Raw genomic sequence first — 14,210 nt, 5'->3', positions numbered from 1 at the left:
TGACTATTCAGTTGAGGAAGCAACCAATCGACTAATTCAAAAAGCCAATGATTTCAGGTACACCTTGTCAAGAGGAGACAAGTTGGAGTCCTTTATGAGTGACAGTTGGTCATTTGACCATAGGATTTATCATTGGAGGATACATTATTGTCCAGATGTTCAAGGTAATAATAGGGTATAAAAAAAAGTCTTTAGGAGCTTGGTATGTACGAATATTTAAAGGAATTACAATACGAATATTTGCGTTAATAACTCTATTATGGTGTTTTTTATCCATAAAATCATTATGGAATGACTGTATAATGAGAACTTTTGACTAATAGAAATTTTGACTGATAAGAGTTTTATTGAATTTATATGTCATGCTTAATGTTTTAAATGCGACTGCTGTTGGTATCTGGTTTTTAACTGTTTATGCTAGACCTAACACGGTCGAAGTCAAAGAGGTGATGGTATTAACTATTGGATTAATGATTGAGTTGTACATTTTTACCAGAATGAGCGAGGTTTTAATGAGTAAAAACAAAGGGTATACTATACCTGGAAAGGTGAAAATTTTGGCAGGAATTACTCTATTCGTTTGCGTTATAGGAGTGATAGCACTGTTCAATTTATTGGCTGTACTAGCACCAGCTTTAATCGAAACATGAATGCTTCAATTGAAAACACTCGTTCTGATAACTAGCGTATTGATATTTAGCAACTAATGTCAATGTAATAACGACTGTTACAGACGTTACGTCGCCTTCAGGAGTAATATAAATGAGCTGCAAAATATTAACCATGAAGATGAAAACTAAGATAAACCTTTGCGATCGCCTGACTCGACTAACCCTAACGTCTCTCTCCCTAGTTGTAGGATTCCTGTTACTTCCCTCAAAATCGGCTAGGGCTGAAGGTGATGTTTATATTGATATGGATTGTCACCATGTTCCCAACTCTGTGATCGAAAACCTATCTGAACCTCCTTGGTTTGACTATAAACGAATTTTCTATAGTCGAAAGTTTACAGCAAACGGTCAACCCTACTGGTTCTACGCCGCAACACATACAGACGGAGCGGCTATGTTTTGTATCTCTCAACCCAATTTTATCCAATCTAGACGTATAAGTCTAAGTGAAATTAGTAGTCAGTTTATTGAAGGCATTGAGCAAAACTCAAATCTCAGTCCAATTTTTATTGTCCAAGTTAGACAAGGGCAAAATACGGGTGTACCCTTTGTTGACTATAGATTGGATTTGAGTAACCCTGAACGCCCTCTCATTTCTTTTGTGCGTGAGGGGTGTTGTATCTATTTCTAAAGAAAAACGATCCTGAGAAATTTAATCCAACTTGGGGACAAGAATTTTGCAGCGTTTGAGCCAGCGTAAAAGTTTTATCTTTGTGACCACGAATACTGAAGGAATTCTCAGATGAACCAGCCTGATCGAACTGTCGTTTGCGCCTTAGCTGCCGTTACATGGCTCTCTCTTGCCAGTTGTGCAAGAAACTCCACAGCCACTAAAGCGCCAACGGCTCAATCCGACAATTTGAGCATTTCAACAACCAATTCGCCTCCTTCAATTACCAGGGAGGCTGACTCCAAAACATCAATCGCTCAAAATACGGGAAATTCCCGTTATTCCGATCAAGAAATCCAACTATCTCAACAAACTATTTCCATCGTTACAACTGTAGATATTCCGGGATTTAATGCTCCCATTTTCAAACCAACCTATCTTCCCTCTGGATTTTATCTGATGGAATTTCAGGCGACTGAAAACTATTACATAAACGCCTCAAACCCTTTTAGCTACTCAATTATTTATCGAGAACGAGAAAAAAATACCTGTTTAGAACTTTATGATGCTCTTGACGGTACATCATTTGAATCGTTAGGACTATCAGAAATTTCGGTGAATGTTTTGCAAGGTGAAGTCACTGTTTATTCCGGTAATGTGGAGGACAGACCGATGATCATTGCTCGGGTCAAGGGGGAACAGGTTGGTCTACCCTCCAGTTACTATTTTACCTTGATTTCCGGTTATAGTGATTGGTGCGAGCCTGTTAGCATAGAAGAATTTATTCAGGTATTGCAATCCATGAAGCCGCTCAACTGAGTTCTCTAATGTCACCCAGTCACAACCAAAGCAAACCCGATCAAAATACTTGAGTTATTTATATAAAAAATACAACAGCATTTTGGGCAACAATTACAGTTTGCATATAGTAATTCATGGGGATCGAAAGAACTGGGCAATGCTCCAAAGTTCAATTCGGGTATTAATGCTGATCCGGCAGGATAGTGCGTTTGAGGAATCCCAAAAATCAAATTCGGGGCAAAGCTTTCGATGTCTTCTGCTTCAATTCGGGCATTCGTTAATTCTTCAGGAAACGGAACGTTGGGGCGACGACAGTGGGTATTATAAGTCATATCTCTGTTTCAGCCTTAGCTTGTGAACTCTTTGATTGACTTATTAGGGGTGGGTTTTTGAAATTATGCATTTGAGTGATCCAGACTTGGAATTCTTCCCAGAATTGAGAAGCGGTTGTCGTGGTTTTCAGAGTGAGAGCGTCTTTCTGGGAAAAAACTGTCACAATAATTACCCATGTTCTCGAAAAAAGTCAGTTCAACTTGAGTGGCTTTTACCGTCCTCACCAGTAAGAAGCTGTCTAGGCATTTAACATGGCTCTGTCATAGACGAGTTCTGGGTTGTAATAATGTTAGGCGAGGTGAAGTCGGCTTGCTTTAACATAGGGTTCAATCCCATAGGGCTGACAGGATAACCTAATTCAATCAGTTTCTTGTCTGTTGGCATTAAATGAAATGAGATAAAATCACATTATTTTTTTCTAAACAAGTCCTGGTTGAACCTTGAAGTTACACGTTTGAGTGAACTATAGTGACGGTGGATTAATTAGAAGCTTAAGCAAAAACTTAAACCGAGAACTAAAGTTATGACATTTTTATTGAACTCTGATAATGTTTTCGATTATTTAGTTGAGCATAGTTTTTGCCATCCCTCAGAGCTAGCTCTCAGTCAGGTTGAGCCAGTTGCTGCCAAAAACTTTAACTTATTGGTAAAATTGACCGATACTCATAAGCTTTTGGTCAAGCAGGAACGGCACAATCAGGACGGAAAAGCGGCTGGCGAGTTTTGGGGAGAGTGGCAGATGCAAGTGTTTTTGCAGCAATTTCCAGCGGTTGAACACCTGCGTCCGTTTTTGCCAGACGTGTTGCATTTTGATCGGGATCATTCAATTCTTGTCTGCCGTTACCTGGATGATTACCAGGATTTAATGGAGTTCTACAGTAAGGAAAATCGTTTTTTTCCAGAAATTGCGGTGGCAATTAGTACGTTCTTGGCGACTCTCCATCGCGATACGTTTAACTGCCAAGACTATCAGCATTTCTTTGCTCAACAGTCGGATCAGCTCACGAGTGACCAAGTTCCTAAATTGATTCGAGGATTGGAACGGATTAGACCGGAAATTTTTGGTCAAGTGCCTGCTGATGGGTTGAAGTTTTTTGCCCTTTATCAGCGGTATGATAGTTTGGGGTGTGCGATCGCGGAGTTAGGCAGTGCTTTTGCTCCCTGTTGCCTGACGCACAATGACCTGAAGTTGAATAATATCCTGCTGCACAGGGATTGGGAGCAAACTCCTGATAGCATTGTCCGTATTATTGACTGGGAGCGATCGACGTGGGGAGATCCAGCGTTTGATTTAGGAACACTACTTGCCAGCTATGTGCAAATTTGGCTCAGTAGCTTGGTGATCAGTAATTCACTCAGTATCGAAGAATCTCTGCGTTTAGCGGCGACACCCCTAGAACAGCTTCAGCCTTCCATTGCTGCCCTAATTCAAGCGTATTGTGACACGTTCTCGGATATCTTTAATCATCGCCCTGATTTCTTACAACGGGTGGTGCAATTTACAGGTTTTGCTTTAATTCAACAGATTCAGGCAATGATTCAGTATCAAAAATCTTTTGGCAATATGGGGATTGCGATGCTTCAGGTTGCCAAGACGTTGTTATGTCGTCCGGAACAATCAATGGCGACGATTTTTGGTGCTGCGGCGGTTCAATTGACTCAGCGTAGCACAAACACCAAACACCACATATCCTAGGGGTACGGCAGTGCCGTACCCCTACAGGTAGCGCCCGTACCGCCAAGAAAGCGTAAGTTCCAAGATATTTAGTGACAAACGATTATGCAATTACTCGATTCTCTTCAAACTCAGCGAACAACTGAGGCAACTGGGCGATTACTCGATGTTCTGGATGATATTGTTAATAAGGTTGAGATTCAGTCTGATTTCTCGATTCGCCATCCTGATTACAAACCCTTTGAACTGCCTGCTGAGGTGGTTGCCCGTTTTCAGAAAATGCCTGGGGATATTCAGCAGAAATATCTGAGCTTGCAACTGCGGAGTTTTCTCTACGGTATCTATTACAATGGCTCGATGCGAACTGCCCTCGCACCAGAGGCGGATGCAAATCCTTTGGCACTAGATCTAGAGAACAATACCTTTATGGGAGTAGATTTGGGATTTTATCAGCGATTGCATCAAAGCAATAGCGGTACTGGCTACTTTGACAGAGGTTGGTATGTTTTCAGGGAGGAAAGTGATGGCAGTTTAGCGGTGACGAATGGGAGTTTGAGGCTACATATTGAGCGAGATAAGCATCTTCAATCATTTGAGCAAGCTACTGTTGTGGGTGATTCGGTGGCTATCCGGATGCCTAAGAATTTTGTGCAAAATGGCTTTTATATGGCGGTTGGTAATGTGGGGTCAAATCGTCAAGACGATTCAAAAGGTGAGTCGGTAACGGTGCGAATTTACTTCAATTTGACTTCTGAAGGTGCAGTTGCGGTGATGGGTAGCCTGACGCGGCGGCTAAATGAGAAGGCGATTCCTTTCAATTTCAAGGTTTTGTACAATCCAAAAAACTACGGACGTCACGATTCAGGGGTACTGTACTTTGACAAGAGTGATTATCAGGGAGTTAGAGAAGTTTTACAGGCTTTGTATGGAGAGAATCAAGCGTATTTTCAGCCAGAGATTCCCTTATTTACCATGCCGCTTGCACCGGGGTTAGGGTTGGCAGAGGAACCCGACCAAAAATTCGCTCAAAAGGAAAGCTTTGGCATGAATCGGTGTCAAATTGTGGCGAATGGGTTGCTGGATGCTTGGCATCAAGGGGATGATTCCCCAGAGGGGAAGATGACCTCTATACTTCAGCAATTCTCCCTCCTGGGAATTGACTGGCAGCGTGCCTACCTCAATGCTAACTCTGAAGACATCTACACGCCAATAGACTTATGCAACTGATACTCCAAAATTGTGGCGACGCCGACTGCTGGTTAAGCAAAGCTACCAGATGACTTTGAGTAATGCAAGCAGCAGCAATAAGTCATCCTTTGACGATTCTCAGATTCAGATAGGAACTCACTCGGTTGCTTTAACCCAAGATAAAGTTTGGGTTGAATTTTTATATTTTTTTAGTGTTAAAAGCAAATTAATAAATGGATGTTGACATAAAAAATAAATTATTAATTTTTCGTTGAAACACCTTGTTAAACAAGATTTATTTTAATTTATTTGATTGCTTTATACTTAAATAGTGCAGCAAATAAGCAATAAATATTTTATTTCCATAAAATATTTATATTACAGTTGAAAAACTAGAACAAATACCATAATATATAAATGGGATGAGGCAATTCAAAGTCTAATCCCAACTGCAACAACTTTAGTTAGGAGTATATTTCCAAATGGCTAGTATTACAATTTCTGATGTACGTCCCGTTGGTGCTGACCTGTTCCTGGATTCCGAAAGCTTTCTCCATCAGCTAACGGATCAGGAAATTGGGGATGTGTTTGGTGGAGATACCATAGCGCCTGGAAAGGCCAATGGCGGCTTTGTTTTACTCTATAGCGCCGTTTGCATTTACTGGTGAAGATAATAATTCACGGTCATTCTGGAACTCTGGTGCTTCTAAGCAGTTGTTCATTTAGCTTGATTAATGAGATGTTAAGCTCCTTGATGGCATATTAGGCGTGTGCCAAATAAATGACGAACAGCTTATTGTTTGAAAGCCTCGACTGAGCGCCAAGGCCGTTAAGTAAATTCAGCAAATCTTCCTTAACCCAAGATTACTCGATTGATCTTGGGTTTTTTATGTAAATTTTTAATATTTACCTATTAAAAATTTACATGAACTTGAAAAATATCTCGTGCAAATACGGGATATTTTATAACAATCAAACGGTCTCAAGTGGCTAAACTTGTTGCTTAACCCAGGCAGAAAACAAATGTGAAAAAATCTGATGGCGCAGCATATTATCCAATTGCGGTTGAATCAACTCCTCTACCAAAATCAGATGTACTCCCTTAGAAGTCACGATGGGTTTGACCATCTGGGGAGGAGTAGCGACAAAGACAACAGCAGAAATCTCCGGCTTCAGCTCCTTGCGGCGTACTATTCCCCGATATCCCCCCTTTCGACGTAACTCGATATCCTGAATATATTGATGAGCCACCTCATAGAAACTCATCTCACCTTCCTGAATCGTATAGAAGAGTTCCATTGCTAAATCTTTATCATCCAGGATGACCTCATACATGACCACGCCAGCATAATCTAGCTGGTGTTCAAAAAAGTATGGTTCAATTTTATTTGCAAAAAGATGGGCAGCCAACTTCGTAGACATGAGCCTGTTGTAGACAATTTCTTCAAATTCATCTAAAGACAGATTATGTTTTTGCAGCCATGCCCAGGTATCGTCAGCACTCCGGAGTTTGTTCATTAACCGGAATTTATTAGCTGCTTTCTGGAGTTCCTCCGTCTCTACTTTAATTCCTGCCTCTTCTGCCGCATTCGCAATAATCTTGCGAGTAACAATTTGCTCAACTATGTCAGGAATCTGACAGGATAGCTTAACTTGATGCAGAATATCCTCATGGGAAATAGTAATTGCTTGTAACATGATATACTCCTCAATTCTAAGTTTTCAAGGCAAGTCTATAAACCTGAGTCGGGGCGGGTTTAGTCATATCTTGGGGAAACCGAAAAGATAGTAGTGAAACCCGCCCCTACAATGCTAATCCACCAATTAAGATGTGCTACGCCACTATTACTTAAAAATAACCTTCCTTCGTTGCACCACATACTGTAAAAACTAAGCTCCTCAATTAGGTTATTGACTGTCTATTTCAACCCGCCGATTTCACGGGACTAATTTTTCTGTAAATCCGAATCCATAGTCCAAAAAAAAATTAAAGTTCTAACCCCCCTTTTTGCAACTTCTTAAACGGATCAAGAATAAAATCAATAATGCGACGCTGCCGGACAATTACCTCAGCTATTGCCGTCTGTCCAGCCGCTAAATCTGTACAACCTTGTGAGGTTTGAATACAACTCTGTTTCAACTCAATTTCCAGGTCAAACGTCGCTATCTGACCCTGCTCAGTTTCCGTCACCTTAGACGTAGGTGAAATCTGACTCACCGTTCCTTCGACTACCCCGTAATCTTGAAACGGATAAGCATCAAACTTCATCTTGACAGGCATCCCTTCACGCAGCGTCCCACTTTCAGATGTCGCCATCTGCGCCCGCAGGATAAGAGAAGCATTCTTGGGCGCAATTTCAGCAATTAAGGTAGTCGGTTGTACTACCGCCCCAGTTCGTTGAATCGGCAACTGAAAAACTGTCCCACTCACGGGGGCGCGTAACACTCGTTGTCCTAACTGAAATTCCCACGCTTGAATCTGACTTTTGCTCTGAGAAATTTCGGCTTTAAGCGTCGTAATTTGGGTTTGCAGTTCTTTGAGCTGTTCTTCACTCCTAAGCATAGCCAGTTCCCCCGAATGAATCAAACTCTGATAGCTCTTTTGCTGCTCTTGTAAGCGCAGTTTAGCTTGCTCAATATCAGACTGGGCTTGATAAATAATCCTCTGATAGCTGCTTTGTTGCTCTTCCTTCCGCAGCTTCGCTTGCTGCACATCCGACTCCGCTTGTTCCTGTAATCGTTGCCGTTCTTGAGCCAAATCTTCCTGTTCAACCACCTTAATTTCGGGCACCACACCTTGCTCCTGAATTTGGCGGTAACGTTGGACTTCTCTTTGTGCTTTAGTTAAACGAATTTCGGCTAAATTCAAGGCAGTTTGGCTATAGTCAAGGTTTTTCTTTGCCTGATTGACTTGCGCCAGTTTCTCCTCTTTTTGTAAATTGTAAGAATTCCTGAGAGATTCCAAATTCTGCCGTGCTTGCTCTACTTGAGCCTGTTTTTCCAATGCTTGAGCCTGATTCTGTTGCTGTTGAGCGCGAACTCCCAGAAGTAATTGGTTTTTCATTAATTCCAACTGCGCCAGCCGATTTTGTTGCCCTTCTAATCTCGTCTGAGCTTGCTGAAGTTCGCTCTTAATCTCCTCAGATTCCAGTTCCAGTAACGGCTGCTTGTTTGTTACCAATTGACCTTCCTTGACTAAAACCTTAGCTACTGTCCCCGCCACGGGTGCATCCACTTTAAACACATTCCCCTGCGGCTCTAGTCGCCCTCTGGCACTCCCGGTTTCATCTACCTTAGATAGCATTGCCCAGGGTAATACAATCCCGGCAAACATGACTAAGAAATACAGCAACCCTCGCGTCCAGACTCGCGGTAAGGTATCAATTAGTTCCTTGGTCAATGATGACCAATCTTCATTAATCAGTTCAGATGAGTTTACCAGCTTTGGCGGTGCTGTTTGAGTCGGATTATTGGTCATAATCGCTTCAGTCTGTTCTTGACCACGAGGATAGTGACCATTCCGACTCCCTGGTTCCTGTGTCGATAGGTTGGGCATATTAGTGTTGATTGTTAATTGTTCATTGTTCATTGTTCATTGGAATTTCCAAGGAAAGCCTGTCAGTTAATTGTGGGATAAATTTGTTTTGCATTGAGGGAACTTTAGCCCTCTCCAGTTATGCGTTATAGCACTAAAGTGCTTACTACAAACAAAGCACTATTTTATACACTAGACAGTCTCGAATTCCCATTAGCGATTAGCCTTTTATTCAACCTGTCACAGTCAGTTGCTGCTGATTGAGATAGAAATACTGACCCCGCTTTGCCATTAATTCATCGTGAGTTCCACTTTCCACCAAAACCCCTCTATCTAACACCAAAATTCGGTCAGCATTGCGGACTGTTGACAAACGATGAGCAATCACCAACGTTGTCCTATCCGTGAGAATCGTATTCAAATTAGTCTGAATAATCCGTTCCGATTCAGCATCCAAATTACTCGTCGCTTCATCTAAAATCAACAATCGCGGATTTCCTAATAAAGCACGAGCAATCGCAAGACGCTGTCGTTGTCCCCCCGATAGCATTCCTCCCCCTTCACCGATTTGGGTTTCATAAGCCATCGGCAATTCTTTAATAAACTGATGCGCCCCCGCCTGTTTAGCCGCGTCAATCACATCATCCAACGTAGCTTCTGGATGACCCACTGTAATATTGTCCCGAATTGTACCCCCAAATAGAAACGTATCCTGGTCAACCACACCAATTTGCTGACGGAGCGATCGCAGGGATAAACTGGTAACATCGTAGCCATCAACGAGAATCTTCCCTTCAGTCGCAGGATAGAGCCCCAAAACCAGTTTAGAAATCGTCGTTTTCCCCGAACCACTACGCCCAACCAGCGCCACCATTTGCCCGGGGTGCACGTCAAAACTGACATTTTCTAGCGTATTCATATCACTTTCGGGATGGTAACGAAACGTGACTTGCTCAAACCGAATATGTCCGCGAATTGGGGGTAAAAATTGACGAGATGAGGAGTGTAAATCTTCCTCGGTTTCAGTGTCAATCACATCATTAATTCGCTCCACCGCAATCACGACTTCCTGCAAATCATTCCACAACACAATCAGCCGCTGAAAGGGACGAATTACATTCCCCAGCAACATATTAAACGCGACTAATTGCCCAATCGTAAGTTCATTTTGAATCACCAGCCACGCGCCAAACCAGAGTAAGGCTGTCGTGACGACGGCTTCAATGGTTAAGCTAAATGTCTGGAGTGTATTGCCAATCACCTGTCCAGAAAAGGACGTTTTAATCGACTTGCCAAACAAATCCTCCCAATGCCAGCGCACCGTCTGCTCAACTGCCATGGATTTGACAGTACGAATCCCCGTCAGGGATTGGATTAAGTAGCCCGTTTCCTCCGTATAAGCCCCAAAAATCTCACGGGAAACTCGCTGTAAAAACGGTGTGGCAATTAACGCCAATACCACAAAGGGTGGTACAATAACTAACGTTAATAGTGCCATCTTCCAACTGTACCAAAACATCAATCCCACATAGATAAATACCGTCAGTAAATCCAGCAGAATGGATAGGGCTTCCCCCGTAAGAAAACGCTGAATCTTGCGATTTTCCTGGACACGGGAAATGATGTCTCCCACATAACGAGACTCAAAGAAACTCAAGGGAAGCCGGAAGGTATGGCTAATAAACCCGACAATCAGCGCTAAATCGACTCGGTTGGCGGTATGATCTAAAAGGTACTGCCGCAGTCCAGTTATGGCGACTCGAAACAAGCCAAAGATGAGTAACCCTAACCCGACGGCGGTTAACGTCAACGTGCTGCGCTGTACCACCACCCGATCCAACAGCAACTGAGTAAATAGGGGTGTGATCAGTCCAAAAATCTGAATCAGAACCGAAGCAATCAACACCTCCAGCAACACCAGTTGGTGGGGTTTCACCAGTTCAAAGAATTGCCAGAAGGGGGTGCTGGCTTCTTGAGCCTGCTTGAGCAACGCTGTAGGCTGGAGTAATAAGGTATAGCCCGTCCAATCCGCTTTAAATTGGGCATGAGTTAGGCTACGCTGACCAATAGCCGGATCAGCAACAATCACGCGATCGCGAGTCACCTCATAAACGACAATATAGTGCTTCCCTTGCCAATGGACAATCGCCGGTAACCGTTGTTCAGCCAGTTTATTCAGACTGGCTTTTACCGGACGAGTGGTAAACCCAATACTCTCAGCCGCAGCGGCTAACCCCCGCAGTGACGCCCCATTACGGTCAACATTGGCAATATCCCGCAGGCGATTCACACTAAACCGCTTCCCCCAGTAACGCCCCACCATCACCAGACAAGCCGCACCGCAATCCGAGGCACTTTGCTGGGCAAAGAAGGGATAGCGCCGGGTGATTCGCCCCCACCACTGACCCACTTTTACGGTAGGGTTGGGGAAGTACGCTCGACTTATCTGGGACTGGGGTTTTTGTTCCTCAGACCGTTGAGACAAGACAACCGCCTCAGACTGACGGGCATATTCTGTAACCGATGGGTTGTCAGTGGATTGGCTGGCGTTTGCCCCCCTCACCTGTGAATCTCGGCGTACTGCGGATGAGTACAAATGCTCTTTTATCGAGGGATACTGGCGAATGAGCGATCGCAAAACATCACCAGGAATATAGCAAAGCCTCAACTTGACGGAAGCCCTAGCCGCATAGGGGTGGAATTCCTCCTCTGGAAACAGCGTGAGTTCACCAAATGACGCCCCTGTCTCTAGTGACGTAATTAAATCATCTGTACTATTGAGCAGTCTGACTTTACCCGCCAAAATAATATAGAGTCCCACCGTCGCCTCTGCTGTCTGCCAGAACCGTTTGCCTGGGGTTGGCTCTAGAATTTGAATCTGCTGAAAACAGTTTAAGAGTTCCGCATCGGAAAGTGTTTGTCCCAAGGTTTGGGCAAGCTGTTGACTAAGCTGTTGCTGAGAAAAGGCTGATGACTTCTGAACCATGAGTTAGTTACTGGTCTTGATAAAATTGAGTGACCACGGGAGTTCGGACTCGGAAGACGATTGCAAGTCCCCAATTCTGATTCGAGAGCCTTGAGGGGTTTCCAACTCCGTTACCTCTGGTGCTGAATCGGATTTGGGTCGAGTGGAGAGTCCCATCTTCTTGAGCAAAAGGTTAACATTGCGATCGCTCACCTCAATCCCCAATTCTTTCGCCAGATGCTTACTTAACCATTGCCCGGTCCAGCGCCCAAAGGAATAGCCATAATCACGGGGACTATGGCTCACCAGTTCTTTCAACCGCTCTAAATACTGATCATTTACCGTCTTCGGGCGACCAATCCGACTCTCTTGCCATTGGTGTGCCATTCCCGCACGGGCGATGTGTATCCAATGTCGTGCGGTTGCTGGACAACACCCCAAGGTTTGACAAATTTTGGCTTGAGATATCCCTTCATCTGCCAGCAACATAATTTCAATCCGCTGGCGGTACTTTTCCGGTAAATCCTCTTGCAGACTTTTTTGCAGCAGTTTGCGCTGAAATGGTGTTAGATACTGACCCGATGTTTTCACCGTCATCTCTCCTTATGGAATTTCAGTTATGGCGAATCACTGAGCGTCAACCATCAGGGTGATGATTTCCCCTTGCCAATCCGGTCACAAGTGAGCTTTTTTTGTCACTTTTGTGACTTAATGGTCACTATTGTGACAATTATTTCGCGAGTTGTCAATCTAGTTGCGGCAATAGACTAACCCCCCTAAAGACAGGGGAAGGCATATCGGCTAGAATTGGGGAGAAATAAATGTCACAGCCCACTTTGGAAGTAACAGTCACAAGTGTGGATGGGCTAGCAAGCGATGAACCAGAATGGATCAAAAGGAGTTCGAGGAAGCATTTAATCGGTTAACACCCCGACGCAAGCAGGTGTTACGACGAGTATTGGCGGGTGAAACCGATGGAGCGATCGCCAAGTCTCTGGAGATTGGAGAAGCTACAGTCAGAAAACATATTGAACGGATTTGTCAAACATTAGGGTTAGACAATGACCATGCCGATGAGCGCCGTTACAAACGCTTGGAAGTCGCGAAGCTTGTGGCACAGTACAAACCTGAACTACTCACAGACTCCACCCCTGTCACTGCCAATCAGGTGACACACAAAACAGCCAATGCCAAAGACACCAGTGATACTGAAATAGGGGCTGCCCAAACCCCTGAGTCAGCAAAGTTAGCCGAAGACTCTCAAAATGAACCTGATGTCATCTGGCAGTTACCCGCCATGACCCAACCTGTCCGCGAGCAGCTCCTCAAAACATTCAGCCAACTGATTAACGAGGAACCCAAACGGAAGCAAATGGCTAAAAATCTCAACAAAATTGGCTATGAACATTACCTAGAGGGGGACTTTCAACGTGCTGCCTTTTACTTGCAGTGGGCAATTGAATTTAATCCCAACCTAGGCGGCGCTCACTACAACCTGGGTTCAACCTATGAAAAGTTGGAAGATAGTGAGCGTGCCTACCACCATTACCAAGCAGCAGCCAACCACAAAGGACGCGCCGCCGATGCTGCCCTGAGTAACCTGGCTCGTTTAGACATTTTGGCAGGAAACAGCGCTACAACGATTGAGCGGCTCTTGCCAAGAGTAACGCAAGTTAAGGATGCTTCCGTAAAATCCTCTGTACACAAAAATTTGGGTTGGGCGTATCTGCTGCAAAAGCACTATTCTGACGCCCAATATCACCTGCAAAAGGCAATTGAATTAGATAGCGAACGTGCGGCTAGTTACTGTTTACTCGCACAAGTGCAAGAAATTCAAGGGGACGAGGAAAGCGCTCTGGTATCATGGGCAAACTGCCTTACCTATGACACCAGAGACAAGAGACAAAAAGAAGTCGCTTGGAGATCTCCGGAATTAGATTTCTGGCAGTTTCAGGCACGCGAACGCCTAAAAGCTTCAGGTAATTACGCTGATATTTCCACAACGTCTGAATAGATAATGGCTTTTTCCTTTCAAGGTAGCGGTACTAGAGTTCGAGATCAAGGATTAGGAACAATTGGCACATCATCTTCATCTTCATCATCTTCATCCTGAGTAGAACTAGTAGACTGATCGCCGTTGATTTTCAAGAGTGATAGGTAGAGAGTCTTGGTGATTGGTTCGTTGTAATTGTTCATCTGCAAAAAAAATAGTGCTATTGAAACACCTCAAACCCTTTAACTGGCTTATTAGGAGCGAGTTTTGCGATTTATGCAGTTAACTGGAAAAAAATTTGGCTCTCCCGTACATAAGGTGATAAATTTTCCTTATATGTGTAGCGATTGGCTTGATTTGAAGAAAACCTAGCTTAATCGCTTAATTAGTTGGGTTCCCTTCGTCAACCTAACCTACAAGTATTACACCGTGAGACTTT

The 14,210-nt window shown here is 43.8% G+C and carries 13 protein-coding genes; 7 read left to right on the top strand and 6 right to left on the bottom strand.

What is annotated here, in order from left to right; all coding sequences use genetic code 11:
- Positions 1-362 precede the first annotated feature (362 nt).
- From RID53_RS08275 to RID53_RS08265, 3 genes are all read left to right on the top strand, one after another.
- Positions 363-650 (top strand): hypothetical protein, encoded by a 288-nt coding sequence (locus RID53_RS08275; protein ID WP_446387656.1) that lies wholly within the window; start codon positions 363-365, stop codon positions 648-650.
- Between the two features lie 112 nt (positions 651-762).
- A complete protein-coding gene (locus RID53_RS08270) occupies positions 763-1,302 on the top strand; it encodes a hypothetical protein (RefSeq protein ID WP_446387655.1) in 540 nt (179 codons plus the stop codon).
- Between the two features lie 111 nt (positions 1,303-1,413).
- The gene (locus RID53_RS08265; protein WP_446387654.1) at positions 1,414-2,100 is read left to right on the top strand and encodes a hypothetical protein; all 687 of its coding nucleotides are present in this window, start codon (positions 1,414-1,416) and stop codon (positions 2,098-2,100) included.
- Between the two features lie 11 nt (positions 2,101-2,111).
- Here RID53_RS08265 and RID53_RS08260 read toward each other — a convergent pair whose 3' ends face one another.
- Positions 2,112-2,414: a hypothetical protein gene (locus RID53_RS08260; RefSeq protein WP_446387653.1), complete on the bottom strand. Its 303-nt coding sequence runs from the start codon at positions 2,412-2,414 to the stop codon at positions 2,112-2,114.
- 524 nt (positions 2,415-2,938) lie between these two features.
- Between RID53_RS08260 and RID53_RS08255 the strand changes: the two genes are divergently transcribed.
- The 3 genes from RID53_RS08255 (at position 2,939) to RID53_RS08245 (ending at position 5,946) form a co-directional block, all read left to right on the top strand.
- Positions 2,939-4,111: a phosphotransferase family protein gene (locus RID53_RS08255; protein WP_446387652.1), complete on the top strand. Its 1,173-nt coding sequence runs from the start codon at positions 2,939-2,941 to the stop codon at positions 4,109-4,111.
- Positions 4,112-4,195: 84 nt separating this feature from the next.
- On the top strand, positions 4,196-5,317 hold the full coding sequence (locus RID53_RS08250; protein WP_446387651.1) for a T3SS effector HopA1 family protein: 1,122 nt from the start codon (positions 4,196-4,198) through the stop codon (positions 5,315-5,317).
- 443 nt (positions 5,318-5,760) lie between these two features.
- Positions 5,761-5,946 (top strand): hypothetical protein, encoded by a 186-nt coding sequence (locus RID53_RS08245; protein ID WP_446387650.1) that lies wholly within the window; start codon positions 5,761-5,763, stop codon positions 5,944-5,946.
- A 322-nt stretch (positions 5,947-6,268) separates the two neighbouring features.
- On the opposite strand, the gene RID53_RS08240 is transcribed toward RID53_RS08245, so the two are convergent.
- The 4 genes from RID53_RS08240 to RID53_RS08225 all read right to left on the bottom strand — a co-directional run bounded on the left by RID53_RS08240 (position 6,269) and on the right by RID53_RS08225 (position 12,375).
- Positions 6,269-6,976, bottom strand: a complete 708-nt coding sequence (locus RID53_RS08240) for a peptidylprolyl isomerase (RefSeq protein WP_446387649.1) — start codon at positions 6,974-6,976, stop codon at positions 6,269-6,271.
- A gap of 289 nt (positions 6,977-7,265) precedes the next feature.
- Positions 7,266-8,867 (bottom strand): HlyD family efflux transporter periplasmic adaptor subunit, encoded by a 1,602-nt coding sequence (locus RID53_RS08235; protein WP_446387648.1) that lies wholly within the window; start codon positions 8,865-8,867, stop codon positions 7,266-7,268.
- A 178-nt stretch (positions 8,868-9,045) separates the two neighbouring features.
- On the bottom strand, positions 9,046-11,799 hold the full coding sequence (locus RID53_RS08230; RefSeq protein WP_446387647.1) for a peptidase domain-containing ABC transporter: 2,754 nt from the start codon (positions 11,797-11,799) through the stop codon (positions 9,046-9,048).
- Between the two features lie 3 nt (positions 11,800-11,802).
- A complete protein-coding gene (locus tag RID53_RS08225) occupies positions 11,803-12,375 on the bottom strand; it encodes a helix-turn-helix domain-containing protein (protein WP_446387646.1) in 573 nt (190 codons plus the stop codon).
- Between the two features lie 289 nt (positions 12,376-12,664).
- Here RID53_RS08225 and RID53_RS08220 point away from each other — a divergent pair, with 289 nt between their 5' ends.
- A complete protein-coding gene (locus RID53_RS08220) occupies positions 12,665-13,792 on the top strand; it encodes a tetratricopeptide repeat protein (protein ID WP_446387645.1) in 1,128 nt (375 codons plus the stop codon).
- 44 nt (positions 13,793-13,836) lie between these two features.
- On the opposite strand, the gene RID53_RS08215 is transcribed toward RID53_RS08220, so the two are convergent.
- Positions 13,837-13,974: a hypothetical protein gene (locus RID53_RS08215; RefSeq protein WP_446387644.1), complete on the bottom strand. Its 138-nt coding sequence runs from the start codon at positions 13,972-13,974 to the stop codon at positions 13,837-13,839.
- Positions 13,975-14,210: the final 236 nt, after the last annotated feature.

This window comes from Coleofasciculus sp. B1-GNL1-01 (assembly GCF_040220235.1).
Taxonomy (GTDB): domain Bacteria; phylum Cyanobacteriota; class Cyanobacteriia; order Cyanobacteriales; family Coleofasciculaceae; genus Coleofasciculus.
The sequence above is the reverse complement of the archived record's forward strand: the minus strand, read 5'-3'. Positions and strand labels throughout refer to the sequence as shown.

Coding starts and splice junctions, on each gene's coding strand:
- RID53_RS08250 (WP_446387651.1), top strand. CDS start 4,196: ATGCAATTACTCGATTCTCTTCAAACTCAGCGAACAACTGAGGCAACT.
- RID53_RS08260 (WP_446387653.1), bottom strand. CDS start 2,414: ATGACTTATAATACCCACTGTCGTCGCCCCAACGTTCCGTTTCCTGAA.
- RID53_RS08235 (WP_446387648.1), bottom strand. CDS start 8,867: ATGAACAATGAACAATTAACAATCAACACTAATATGCCCAACCTATCG.
- RID53_RS08255 (WP_446387652.1), top strand. CDS start 2,939: ATGACATTTTTATTGAACTCTGATAATGTTTTCGATTATTTAGTTGAG.
- RID53_RS08275 (WP_446387656.1), top strand. CDS start 363: ATGCTTAATGTTTTAAATGCGACTGCTGTTGGTATCTGGTTTTTAACT.
- RID53_RS08270 (WP_446387655.1), top strand. CDS start 763: ATGAGCTGCAAAATATTAACCATGAAGATGAAAACTAAGATAAACCTT.
- RID53_RS08220 (WP_446387645.1), top strand. CDS start 12,665: ATGGATCAAAAGGAGTTCGAGGAAGCATTTAATCGGTTAACACCCCGA.
- RID53_RS08265 (WP_446387654.1), top strand. CDS start 1,414: ATGAACCAGCCTGATCGAACTGTCGTTTGCGCCTTAGCTGCCGTTACA.
- RID53_RS08240 (WP_446387649.1), bottom strand. CDS start 6,976: ATGTTACAAGCAATTACTATTTCCCATGAGGATATTCTGCATCAAGTT.
- RID53_RS08225 (WP_446387646.1), bottom strand. CDS start 12,375: ATGACGGTGAAAACATCGGGTCAGTATCTAACACCATTTCAGCGCAAA.
- RID53_RS08245 (WP_446387650.1), top strand. CDS start 5,761: ATGGCTAGTATTACAATTTCTGATGTACGTCCCGTTGGTGCTGACCTG.
- RID53_RS08215 (WP_446387644.1), bottom strand. CDS start 13,974: ATGAACAATTACAACGAACCAATCACCAAGACTCTCTACCTATCACTC.
- RID53_RS08230 (WP_446387647.1), bottom strand. CDS start 11,799: ATGGTTCAGAAGTCATCAGCCTTTTCTCAGCAACAGCTTAGTCAACAG.